Consider the following 11,785-nt stretch of genomic DNA (forward strand, 5'->3'; position numbering starts at 1 on the left):
GTACTCGCAGAACTCACTTGGTTTTCAGGAAGGCATACGTCGGTCATGGCGCAGCAGGACACCGATCAGCAGCACGCGGGCGTGCTCCCCGTGGACGACGAGGGCTTCGTCATCGACACCGAGGAGACCGAGGAGCGCGAGAACGCCTGGCGCGAGCGCGGTACCTCGCGGCCCATCACCGTCGTCGGGAACCCGGTGCTCCACAAGGAGTGCAAGGACGTCACCGAGTTCGGCGAGGAGCTTCAGCAGCTGGTCGCGGACATGTTCGCCTCGCAGCGCACCGCCGAGGGCGTGGGCCTGGCCGCCAACCAGATCGGCGTGGACCTGAAGGTCTTCGTCTACGACTGCCAGGACGACCAGGGTGTGCGCCACGTCGGTGTGGTGTGCAACCCCAAGCTGGTGGACCTGCCCGCGGACAAGCGCCGGCTGGACGACAGCAACGAGGGCTGCCTGTCGGTGCCGACCGCGTACGCCTCGCTCGCCCGGCCCGACTACGCCGAGGTCACCGGCCAGGACGAGAAGGGCAACCCGATCAAGGTCCGCGGCACCGGATACTTCGCCCGGTGTTTGCAGCACGAGACCGACCATCTGTACGGCTACCTCTACATCGACCGGCTCTCCAAGCGGGATCGCAAGGACGCGCTGCGCCAGATGGCCGAGAACGAGCCCCGCTACCCGGTCGTCGCGAACGACTGACGTCTCTCAAGACCCAGGCGAACGGCGCTTGTTCAGGAACCCCTTCCTGAACAGGCGTCGTTCGTACGTCCGTCAGGTGTTCGATCCCATTGCCTTCTACCGCCCCATATTCAGTCACACAAGGGGAGATTCTCGGCATCGTGGGGTAGTGAATGAAGCAAATCCGTTCCCAGATCGGTCAGTTGTGGTGCTGAATGGGAAGTGCGGGGATACGCAACGGCGCACGCCCGGCACGGCGGGAGGGGTGTGCGCAACTGGCGGCTGAGAGGGGTTTGTTCGTGCATGCTTTCCCACACGGCACCACATCCACGCCGACTGCGGTCGCGGTTCCACCATCGCTCTCCCTCCCCGTGATCGAGACGGCGTTTCCTCGGCAACTCCATCCGTATTGGCCCCGGCTTCAGGAGATGACGCGCACCTGGCTGCTGGAAAAGCGGCTCATGCCGGCGGACAAGGTGGCGGAATATGCCGACGGACTTTGCTACACCGACCTCATGGCGGGCTACTACCTCGGCGCCCCCGACGACGTCCTCCAGGCGATTGCCGACTACAGCGCGTGGTTCTTCGTCTGGGACGACCGGCACGACCGTGACATCGTCCACCGCCGCCCGTCGGCCTGGCGGCGGCTGAGGTTCCGCTTGCATGCGGCGCTGGACTCCCCCGGGGACCACCTGCACCACGAGGACCCGCTGGTGGCCGGGTTCGCGGACAGCGTGCTGCGGCTGTACGGGTTCCTGCCGGCGAGCTGGAACGCCCGGTTCGCCCGGCACTTCCACGCGGTGATCGAGGCGTACGACCGGGAATTCCACAACCGCACCCATGGTGTCATCCCCACCGTCGAGGAATACCTGGCGTTACGCCGCCTCACCTTCGCCCACTGGATCTGGACCGATCTGCTGGAGCCGAGCGCCGGATGTGAACTGCCGGACTCGGTAAGGAAACACCCGGCATTTCGGCGGGCGGCGCTGCTGAGCCAGGAATTCGCCGCCTGGTACAACGACCTCTGCTCGCTCCCCAAGGAATTGGCGGGCGATGAGGTCCACAATCTCGGGATCAGTCTCATCAAACACGAGGGGCTGACCCTGGAGGAAGCGGTAGGGGAAGTAAGGCGCCGGATCGAGGAGTGCATATCCGAATTCCAGGTCGCCGAACGCGCCGCCCTCCGATTCGCCGATGACCTCGCCGACGGCACTGTGCGGGGAAAGGAACTGAGTGACGCCGTACGGGCCTGCGTCTGCAATATGCGGAACTGGTTCAGCACCGTCTATTGGTTCCACCACGAGTCCGGCCGGTACATGGTCGACAGCTGGGACGACCGGTCCACGCCCCCGTACGTCAACAACGAAGCGGCAGGTGAGAAATGACCGTCGAGTCTGTGAAGCCCGAAGCGCAGATATATGCGGAATCCGAACTGCGTGAGCCTCCCGTGGCGGGCGGCGGCGTTCCGCTTCTCGGCCACGGCTGGAAGCTGGTGCGCGACCCCCTCGCCTTCATGGCGGGCCTGCGCGAGCACGGCGACGTGGTCCGGCTCAAGCTGGGCCCGAAGACGGTGTACGCCGTCACCACGCCCGAGCTGACCGGCGCGCTCGCCCTGTCCACCGACTTCAAGATCGACGGACCGCTCTGGGAGTCCCTGGAGGGCCTGCTCGGCAAGGAGGGCGTGGCCACCGCCAACGGCCCCCGGCACCGGCGCCAGCGGCGCACCATCCAGCCCGCGTTCCGGCTCGACGCCATCCCCGGCTACGGGCCGATCATGGAGGAGGAGGCGCATGCGCTGACCGTGCGCTGGCGGCCCGGCGAGAGGATCGACTGCACTTCGGAGTCGTTCCGGGTGGCCGTCCGGATCGCCGCCCGCTGTCTGCTGCGCGGTGACTACATGGACGAGCGCGCGGAGCGGCTGTGCGTCGCGCTCGCGACCGTCTTCCGCGGGATGTACCGCCGGATGGTGATACCGGCCGGGCCGCTCTACCGGCTGCCGCTTCCGCCCAACCGCAAATTCAACCGGGCGCTGGCCGATTTGCACGCGCTGGTCGACGAGATCGTCGCCGAGCGGCGGGCATCTGGTCAAAAGCCGGACGATTTGCTGACGGCCTTGCTGGAGGCAAAGGACGAGAATGGCGAGCCGATCGGGGAACAGGAGATCCACGATCAGGTGGTCGCGATACTCACCCCGGGAAGCGAAACCGTGGCATCCACGATCATGTGGTTGCTGCAGGTGCTCACGGAACACCCGGAGCACGCCGACCGGGTCGCCGCGGAGGTCGAATCCGTCACCGGCGGCCGGCCCGTCGCATTCGATGATGTGCGGGCGCTGCGGTACACCAACAATGTCGTCGTCGAGGCCATGCGTTTGCGCCCGGCCGTCTGGATTCTGACCCGCCGCGCGGTGACCGACACCGAGTTGGGCGGGTATCGCATTCCCGAGGGCGCGGACATCGTATACAGCCCGTATGCGATCCAACGCGATCCGCAGTCGTACGCCGACAACCTCCGTTTCGACCCCGACCGCTGGCTCCCGGAACGGGCGAAGGAGGTGCCGAAATACGCCATGAACCCCTTCAGCGTGGGCAACCGGAAGTGCCCGAGCGATCACTTCTCCATGGCGCAGCTGACGCTGATCACGGCGGCGGTGGCCGCGAAGTACCGCTTCGAGCAGGTGTCCGGCTCCAACGACGCCACCCGGGTGGGCATCACGCTGCGTCCGCACGACCTGCTTCTCAAGCCGGTGCCCCGGTGACGGCTCAGGCCGCCTGCGGGCCCCGGAAGGTACGCCGGTAGGCGTTCGGGGTAACCCCCAGCGCGCGTACGAAGTGATGGCGCAGCGCGGCCGCCGCGCCGAACCCGGTGCGGCCCGCGATGGCGTCCACCGTCTCGTCCGTCGTCTCCAGCAACTGCTGGGCCAGCAGTACCCGTTGGCGCAGGATCCAGCGGTACGGCGTGGTCCCGGTCTCCTGCTGGAAACGGCGGGCGAAGGTGCGCGGGGACATGTGCGCGAGGTCGGCGAGCTGCTCGACGGTGACCTCCTCGTCCAGGTGCCGCTCCATCCAGGCCAGGACGTCGCCGACGGTGTCGCACTGCGAGCGGGGCAGCGGGCGGTCGATGTACTGCGCCTGCCCGCCGTCCCGGTGCGGCGGCACCACCATGCGCCGGGCGATGGCGTTGGCGACCTCCACGCCCTGCTCCTTGCGCACCAGGTGCAGACAGGCATCGATGCCGGCGGCCGTACCGGCGGAGGTGATCACCGGGTCCTCGTCGACGTAGAGCACGTCGGGCTCGACCTTCGCGCGCGGGTAGCGGCGGGAGAGCTGCTCGGCCTGCATCCAGTGCGCGGCACAGCGCCGTCCGTCGAGCAGCCCGGCGGCGCCGAGCACGAACACCCCGGAGCAGACGCTGAGCACCCGGGCACCCCGGTCCACGGCGCGGACCAGGGCCTCCAGCAGCGCGGGCGGGTACTCCCGGTCGATGTAGTGGCTGCCGGCCGGGACGACGATCAGATCGGCCTCGTCCAGCCGGTCCAGGCCGTGCGGGGTGCTGACCGTGAAGCCGGGGACATGGGTGGTCAGCGAGGGGCCCTCGGCCGAGACGACCGCGAAGTCGTACACCGGGAGCCCCTGGTCACTGCGGTCGAGGCCGAACACCTCGCAGACCACTCCGAGTTCGAAGGGGTGCACACCGTCGAGCAGGACCACCGCCACGTTCTTCAGCATGCGGCCAGTGTCGCACGCCGTTGGCAGTAATTCGATGGTGTGCGGCAGTCCTGCCACTGTCAGGAGTGTTCTCACCGTACGACGATTACTTCATGGACGCATTCATCGGAACCCTGACCGTGACCGTTCTCTTCCTCCTCCTCGCGGCCCCGGCGCTCGTGGGCATGCGCCACGAGCGCCGGATCGACCGCCAGCTGAACGCGGACCGCCCCACCGGGGCGGACCGCCCGGCTCAGAAGTCCTCGTCGAGGTCGACGGTGCCTTCCACCGCCACCTGGTACGCCGAGGGGCGCCGCTCGAAGAAGTTGGTCAGCTCCTGAACCCCCTGCAGCTCCATGAAGGAGAAGGGGTTCTCCGAGCCGTACACCGGAGCGAAGCCGAGCCGGGTCAGCCGCTGGTCGGCGACGCACTCCAGGTACTGGCGCATCGACTCGGTGTTCATCCCCGGGAGGCCGTCGCCGCACAGGTCGCGCGCGAACTGCAGCTCGGCCGCGACGGCCTCCCGCAGCATGTCGGTGACCTCCTGCTGGAGCCGGTCGTCGAACAGTTCCGGCTCCTCCTTGCGGACGGTGTCCACCACGTCGAAGGCGAAGCTCATGTGCATCGTCTCGTCCCGGAACACCCAGTTGGTGCCGGTCGCCAGGCCGTGCAGCAGGCCCCGGCTGCGGAACCAGTAGACGTACGCGAAGGCGCCGTAGAAGAACAGGCCCTCGATGCAGGCCGCGAAGCAGATCAGGTTGAGCAGGAAGCGCCGCCGGTCCGCCTGTGACTCCAGGCGCTCCAGCTTCTCCACCTCGTTGATCCACTTGAAGCAGAACCCGGCCTTCTCGCGGATGGAGGGGATGTTCTCCACGGCGTCGAACGCGGCGGCGCGGTCCTCCGGGTCGGGGAGGTAGGTGTCCAGCAGCGTCAGATAGAACTGGACGTGCACGGCCTCCTCGAAGAGCTGGCGGCTCAGGTACAGCCGCGCCTCGGGGGAGTTGATGTGCTTGTACAGCGTCAGCACCAGGTTGTTCGCGACGATCGAGTCACCGGTCGCGAAGAAGGCGACCAGCCGCCCGATCAGGTGCTGCTCGGCGGGGGTCAGCTTCGCCAGGTCGGCGACGTCCGAGTGGAGGTCGACCTCCTCGACGGTCCAGGTGTTCTTGATCGCGTCCCGGTAGCGCTCGTAGAAGTCCGGGTAGCGCATGGGGCGCAGAGTCAGTTCGAAGCCCGGGTCGAGCAGGTTCTGGTTACGGGTGGACATTACTGGCAGGCCTCGCAGGACTCGGGGTTCTCAAGGGAGCAGGCGACCGCCTCGGGGTCGGCGGCCTGCTGGACGGGGACGGTGGCCTGGGCGGCGCGGGCGATCCGGGTCGCCGGGCGCGAGCGCAGGTAGTACGTGGTCTTCAGCCCGGACTTCCAGGCGTAGGCGTACATCGAGGAGAGCTTGCCGATGGTCGGCGTCTCCAGGAACAGGTTCAGGGACTGCGACTGGTCCAGGAACGGGGTCCGGGCCGCCGCCATGTCGATCAGACCGCGCTGCGGGATCTCCCACGCCGTGCGGTACAGCTCGCGCACCTCCTCCGGGATCCAGGCGAAGCCCTGCACCGAGCCGTTGGCGTCGCGCAGCGCTTCCCGGGTGCGGGCGTCCCACACGCCCAGCTCCTTGAGGTCCTTCACCAGATAGGAGTTGACCTGGAGGAACTCGCCCGACAGCGTCTCGCGCTTGAACAGGTTGGACACCTGCGGCTCGATGCACTCGTACACGCCCGCGATGGAGGCGATGGTCGCCGTGGGCGCGATCGCCAGCAGCAGCGAGTTGCGCAGCCCGACCCCGGCGATCCGGGAGCGCAGCGCCGCCCACCGCTCCGGCCAGGTCAGCTCGACGTCGTAGTGGTCGGGGTGCAGCACGCCCCGGGCCGTACGGGTCTTCTCCCAGGCCGGGAGCGGGCCGTTGCGCTCGGCGAGGTCGGCGGAGGCCTCGTAGGCGGCGAGCATGATCCGCTCGGCGATCCGGGTGGACAGCGCCTTGGCCTCGGCGGAGTCGAAGGGCAGCCGCAGCTGGAAGAAGACGTCCTGCAGACCCATCGCGCCCAGGCCCACCGGACGCCACTTGGCGTTGGAGCGGCCCGCCTGCTCGGTCGGGTAGAAGTTGATGTCCACCACGCGGTCCAGGAAGGTCACGGCCGTGCGGACCGTCTCGTCCAGCCGCTCCCAGTCCAGGTCGCCGTCGCGCACGAAGGCGCCGAGGTTGACCGAGCCCAGGTTGCAGACCGCGGTCTCCCCGTCGTCGGTGACCTCCAGGATCTCCGTGCACAGGTTGGAGGAGTGCACGACATGGCCCGGCAGCGCGGTCTGGTTGGCGGTGCGGTTGGCGGCGTCCTTGAAGGTCATCCAGCCGTTGCCGGTCTGCGCCAGGGTGCGCATCATCCGGCCGTACAGATCGCGCGCCGCGATGGTCTTCCGGGCGAGCCCGGCCTGCTCGGCCTTGCGGTAGGCGGCGTCGAACTCCTCGCCCCACAGGTCCACCAGCTCGGGCACGTCGGCCGGGGAGAACAGGCTCCACTGCTCGTCGGCGTTGACCCGGCGCATGAACTCGTCCGGGATCCAGTGCGCGAGGTTCAGGTTGTGCGTACGGCGGGCGTCCTCACCGGTGTTGTCCCGCAGCTCCAGGAACTCCTCGATGTCGGAGTGCCAGGTCTCCAGGTACACCGCCGCCGCGCCCTTGCGCCGCCCGCCCTGGTTCACGGCCGCCACCGAGGCGTCCAGCGTCTTCAGGAACGGCACGATGCCGTTGGAGTGCCCGTTGGTACCGCGGATCAGCGAACCCCGGCTGCGGATACGGGAGTAGGAGAGCCCGATGCCGCCGGCGTGCTTGGAGAGCCGGGCGACCTGGTGGTAGCGGTCGTAGATGGAGTCCAGCTCGTCCTTGGGGGAGTCCAGGAGGTAGCAGGACGACATCTGGGGGTGCCGGGTGCCGGAGTTGAACAGCGTGGGGGAGGAGGGCAGGTAGTCGAGCCGGCTCATCAGCCCGTAGAGCGCGGCGACCTCGTCCACGGACCGCGCGCTGTCGTCCTCGGCGAGTCCGGCGGCGACGCGGAGCATGAAGTGCTGGGGCGTCTCGACGACCTTGCGGGTGATCGGGTGCCGCAGCAGGTAGCGGCTGTGCAGGGTGCGCAGCCCGAAGTAGCCGAAGCGGTCGTCGGCGCCGGTGTCGATGACCGCGTCCAGCCGCTCGCCGTGCAGCCGTACGAACTCGGCGGTCCGGTCGGCGATGAGCCCCTCGCGGTGACCGACCGCCACGGACTCGGTGAAGCGGGTGACGCCCTGCGAGGCGGCCTCGGCGGCGATGGAGATGGTCAGCAGCCTGGCGGCCAGCCGCGAGTATGCGGGGTCCTCGGAGATGAGCCCGGCGGCCGCCTCGGTGGCCAGTTCGCGCAGCTCCGCCTCGTCCGCGCGGGCGGACCGGCCGCGCAGCGCGGCGGCGGCGACCCGTCCGGGGTCGGCGTCGGGGAGGTCGGCGGTCAGCTCGGTCAGGGTCCGCAGCAGCGCGGCACCGGGACCGTCGGTCTCCACCGGTGCGGCTGAAGCCGGATCGGCTGGCGCGATGGTCACGTGGGGCTCTCCCTCGCTCGGCACGGGGCCACGCGGAGGGCAGCGGGCAGCACGAGCGCACGGGGCGTCGCGTCCACCGGCCCATCCCACGAGGCCCGGACGTCGGGCACCCGGACCGGACGGCCGGGCGCACTGTCGGCAGGTCCTCGGACTGAACAGGCGTGCGGAAACACGCCAGTACACCGTTGCGGGACAGTTCCGGATTCGCACCGGATTCCCCTGCGGCGACAGCGAGCATGAGCATACATCTTGTGCCGGGCCGCGACGCCACCCCCAGATGTTGTGTCGCGCTGGCTTCAGAGTGTCAACTCATAGGTGAGCAGAGTGAACTCGGGGTGCTCCGGCAACGGGTGCCAGTCCCGCTCCGGGGCGCGGTTGAAACCCAGGCGTTCGTAGATGCGGTGGGCGGCGCGCATCGAGGGCTGGGTGGACAGGACGATGCCCGCCGACGTGCCCGTGGCGCGGTCGACGCACGCCTGGACCAGGGCCTGGCCGACACCCCGGCCGCGGGCCTCGTGGGCGACCGCGAGCATACGGATCTCGGCCTCTCCGGGGCGGGCGAGGTCGGCCATCGGACCGCCGGAGGGGACGTAGGTGACGCCGCCGAGGAGGCGGCCGGAGTCGGCGGCGACCAGGACGTCCGCGGCGGCGGCGCGCCTGGCCACGTCCTTCAGCTCGCTGAGGTACCAGTCGGCGTCGCCGAAGGCGAGCAGTCCGTCCCTCAGGTACGCCTGCGCGGTGATCTCGCCGAGTTCGTCGTACTCGGCGGGTCTGGCCGGCCGGATCTCGAAGTCCATGGAGGAAATTCTGTACGAGTCCGGCCGCGCCCCGCGCCGGTTCACTCGCCGTCGGGCGCCGCCCCGCGGGAGCGCCGGTCGAGCCGGCGCAGCGTGTACGCGGCCAGGGTCAGCGCGGTGGTCAGGACCACCCACGCCAGCTGGTACCAGTAGAAGAACGGGACGCCGGCGACGGACGGTTCGGCGCGCGCGTAGGAACCCACCCACAGCATCGCCACGAAGGGGGCGATCAGGCAGAGGGCGATGAGGACGCGGACCGGTGTCACCACGGGCTGTCCGCTCGTTTCCGGGGTGTCCGGCATCCGGGGCCCTCCCCTCGCCGCAGATCCGTGCAACGCGCAGGCAATGTAGGCCACGGGCCGCGGGAGCGGAACCCCTCCGTGTCTTTCGTTCGCCCTGGGAGCCATTCCGGCCGACACGAAGGCCCTCCCGTCCTCGTGGGACAGGAGGGCCACCGGGGCGCGACGGGCCTATTCCGCGGGCCGCTTGAGCCGCGCCACGAACTTGTACCGGTCGCCCCGGTACACCGAGCGCACCCACTCCACCGGCTGTCCGTCGCGGTCCAGGGAGTGCCGGGAGAGCATCAGCATCGGCAGGCCCACGTCCGTGCCGAGCAGGCCCGCCTCGCGCGGCGTGGCCAGCGAGGTCTCGATGGTCTCCTCGGCCTCGGCGAGGTGGACGTCGTAGACCTCGGCCAGCGCGGTGTACAGCGAGGTGTACTTGACCAGGGACCGGCGCAGCGCCGGGAAGCGCTTGGCGCTCAGGTGGGTGGTCTCGATGGCCATCGGCTCGCCGTTGGCCATGCGCAGCCGCTCGATGCGCAGGACGCGTCCGCCCGCGGTGATGTCGAGCAGGTCGGCGAGCCGGTCGTCGGCGGTGATGTAGCCGATGTCCAGCAGCTGGGAGGTCGGTTCCAGGCCCTGGGCGCGCATGTCCTCGGTGTACGAGGTCAGCTGCAGTGCCTGGGAGACCTTGGGCTTGGCGACGAAGGTGCCCTTGCCCTGGATGCGCTCCAGCCGGCCCTCGACGACCAGTTCCTGGAGGGCCTGGCGCACCGTGGTGCGCGAGGTGTCGAACTCCGCCGCCAGCGTGCGCTCGGGCGGGACGGGCGTGCCCGGCGCCTGCGTCTCCGTCATGTCGAGGAGGTGCTTCTTCAGGCGGTAGTACTTGGGCACGCGCGCGGTACGGACGGTCGCCCCACCCTCGTTCTCCGCACTGCTGACGTCGGTGCTCATGCTCTGCCTTCCAGGCTCCGGATGCGGCTCACATTCGTGATCCCTTCTATATACCGTCGCCACTGCTTTTGGTCTAGTCCATAAAGGCGAGTGGTCTAGCGGATGAGATTACTCCGGCAACGCTATTTTCGCTGCCTTCTTACTTAAAGGTTCCTGCATATGTAGGTCGCATAACGGCTGGTCAGCGCCCTTTCTGACCCCCTTGACAGGAATTTTGGTCTGGTCCAAGCTCCACCTACTGGTCTACACCATTGGTCCAGGTCCCGGCCCATGGGCGGGGGGTCCATGGGCATCCCTGAGGAGGGTGGCGTGAAGCGCAAGCTGATATCCGCGATCGGTGTCGCGGCAATGATGGTCTCCATCGCGGCGTGCGGGGGCGACGACGGCGACGACGGCAAGACGGCCGGCGCGGACGGTTACGCGGGCCAGACCCTCACGGTCTGGGTGATGGACGGCTCGTCCCCCGACCAGTGGCAGAAGGACGTGGCCGCCGCCTTCGAGAAGAAGACCAAGGCGAAGGTCAAGTTCGAGGTCCAGCAGTGGAACGGCATCCAGCAGAAGCTGACCACCGCCCTGTCGGAGGAGAACCCGCCGGACGTCTTCGAGATCGGCAACACCCAGACCCCGGCCTACGCCAAGACCGGCGGCCTGGCGGAACTCGCCGACCTGAAGTCCGAGATCGGCGGCGACTGGACCGAGTCCCTGAACAATTCCTCGGTCTTCGAGGGCAAGCAGTACGCGGCGCCCTGGTACTTCGCCAACCGCGTCGTGCTCTACAACAAGAGCATCTGGGCCGAGGCCGGTATCAAGGACACCCCCAAGACCCGGGACGAGTTCTACGCGGACCTGAAGAAGATCGGCGAGAAGACCGACGCCGAGCCGATCTACCTGCCCGGCCAGAACTGGTACCACTTCGTCGGTCTCACCATCGGTGAGGGCGCCGAGCTGGTGAAGAAGGACGGCGACAAGTACGTCTCCAACCTGGACGACCCGAAGGTCGCCGCCGCCATGGAGACGTACAAGAAGTTCCAGTCCCTCTCCAAGGCCCCGAAGGACAAGGACGAGGCCACCCCGCAGCAGGGCGAGGTCTTCGGCAAGGGCAACGTCGGCGCCTTCATCGGTATGGGCTGGGAGGCCGGCATCGCCACCGAGGCCAACCCGAAGATCGAGAAGGAGATCGGCTACTTCACGATCCCGGGCGCCACGGCCGACAAGCCCGAGGGTGTCTTCCTCGGCGGCTCCAACCTCGCCGTCGCCGCGGGCAGCAAGAAGCAGGAGCTGGCCAAGGAGTTCCTGCGGATCGCACTCTCCGACGAGTTCGAGGGCCAGCTCGCCAAGGAGAACGGCGTCATCCCGAACAAGGAGTCGCTGCAGTCCAACCTGGAGGGCAACGCCGTCGCCGAGGCCGCCGCGCCGGCCGCCGCGGGCGGTGGCACCACGCCGCTGATCGCGGAGTGGGCCGCGGTGGAGAACGCGCCCAACCCGATCAAGACCTACATGACCGCCGTGCTGAACGGTAAGAGCCCGGCCGAGGCGGCAGCCCAGGTCGAGGACGAGTTCAACAAGCGCCTGTCGCAGCAGCAGTAAGGCGCAGGTGGGGCGGGGGCCGCGGACAGCGGCCCCCTTCCCCGCGTACCGGCAGGTCTAGGAGGAAGAGAACGCTGCCTAATGCTGTTGTCAAGCCACGAGACGAAGAGGCGGCCGGGCCTCGTAGGGGCGACGGTCGCGCAGGATGGCGTAGAGAACGTTGATC

At 68.6% G+C, this 11,785-nt stretch carries 10 protein-coding genes and 1 riboswitch; of the genes, 4 read left to right on the forward strand and 6 right to left on the reverse strand.

Annotated elements, in window-relative coordinates; all coding sequences use genetic code 11:
* The first annotated feature begins 45 nt into the window (after positions 1-45).
* The 3 genes from def to ACZ7L7_RS34285 all read left to right on the forward strand — a co-directional run bounded on the left by def (position 46) and on the right by ACZ7L7_RS34285 (position 3,433).
* Complete coding sequence (gene def, locus ACZ7L7_RS34275; RefSeq protein WP_285510200.1) at positions 46-696, forward strand: peptide deformylase; 651 nt, start codon at positions 46-48, stop codon at positions 694-696.
* A 278-nt stretch (positions 697-974) separates the two neighbouring features.
* A complete protein-coding gene (cyc1, locus tag ACZ7L7_RS34280; protein WP_471427707.1) occupies positions 975-2,060 on the forward strand; it encodes an epi-isozizaene synthase in 1,086 nt (361 codons plus the stop codon).
* Positions 2,057-3,433 carry a bifunctional albaflavenone monooxygenase/terpene synthase gene (locus ACZ7L7_RS34285; RefSeq protein WP_285510198.1) on the forward strand — a complete coding sequence of 459 codons (1,377 nt, stop codon included), beginning with the start codon at positions 2,057-2,059 and terminating at the stop codon, positions 3,431-3,433. Before cyc1 ends, ACZ7L7_RS34285 begins: the two co-directional genes overlap by 4 nt.
* 4 nt (positions 3,434-3,437) lie before the next feature.
* Here ACZ7L7_RS34285 and ACZ7L7_RS34290 read toward each other — a convergent pair whose 3' ends face one another.
* The 6 genes from ACZ7L7_RS34290 to ACZ7L7_RS34315 all read right to left on the reverse strand — a co-directional run bounded on the left by ACZ7L7_RS34290 (position 3,438) and on the right by ACZ7L7_RS34315 (position 10,032).
* Positions 3,438-4,403 (reverse strand): GlxA family transcriptional regulator, encoded by a 966-nt coding sequence (locus ACZ7L7_RS34290; RefSeq protein ID WP_285510197.1) that lies wholly within the window; start codon positions 4,401-4,403, stop codon positions 3,438-3,440.
* Between the two features lie 232 nt (positions 4,404-4,635).
* Positions 4,636-5,649 (reverse strand): ribonucleotide-diphosphate reductase subunit beta, encoded by a 1,014-nt coding sequence (locus ACZ7L7_RS34295; protein ID WP_285510196.1) that lies wholly within the window; start codon positions 5,647-5,649, stop codon positions 4,636-4,638.
* The gene (locus ACZ7L7_RS34300) at positions 5,649-8,000 is read right to left on the reverse strand and encodes a ribonucleoside-diphosphate reductase subunit alpha (RefSeq protein ID WP_472077870.1); all 2,352 of its coding nucleotides are present in this window, start codon (positions 7,998-8,000) and stop codon (positions 5,649-5,651) included. Before ACZ7L7_RS34300 ends, ACZ7L7_RS34295 begins: the two co-directional genes overlap by 1 nt.
* A gap of 120 nt (positions 8,001-8,120) precedes the next feature.
* Positions 8,121-8,244: riboswitch (cobalamin riboswitch) on the reverse strand.
* 52 nt (positions 8,245-8,296) lie between these two features.
* On the reverse strand, positions 8,297-8,797 hold the full coding sequence (locus ACZ7L7_RS34305; RefSeq protein WP_285510194.1) for a GNAT family N-acetyltransferase: 501 nt from the start codon (positions 8,795-8,797) through the stop codon (positions 8,297-8,299).
* 41 nt (positions 8,798-8,838) lie between these two features.
* The gene (locus ACZ7L7_RS34310; RefSeq protein ID WP_453601395.1) at positions 8,839-9,099 is read right to left on the reverse strand and encodes a DUF3311 domain-containing protein; all 261 of its coding nucleotides are present in this window, start codon (positions 9,097-9,099) and stop codon (positions 8,839-8,841) included.
* A gap of 168 nt (positions 9,100-9,267) precedes the next feature.
* Positions 9,268-10,032, reverse strand: coding sequence for a GntR family transcriptional regulator (locus ACZ7L7_RS34315; RefSeq protein ID WP_093721146.1), 765 nt, complete (start codon positions 10,030-10,032; stop codon positions 9,268-9,270).
* 309 nt (positions 10,033-10,341) lie between these two features.
* Here ACZ7L7_RS34315 and ACZ7L7_RS34320 point away from each other — a divergent pair, with 309 nt between their 5' ends.
* On the forward strand, positions 10,342-11,619 hold the full coding sequence (locus ACZ7L7_RS34320) for an extracellular solute-binding protein (protein WP_472077871.1): 1,278 nt from the start codon (positions 10,342-10,344) through the stop codon (positions 11,617-11,619).
* The last annotated feature ends 166 nt before the right edge of the window (positions 11,620-11,785 follow it).

The sequence above is a fragment of the Streptomyces sp. NPDC110618 genome (assembly GCF_055657065.1).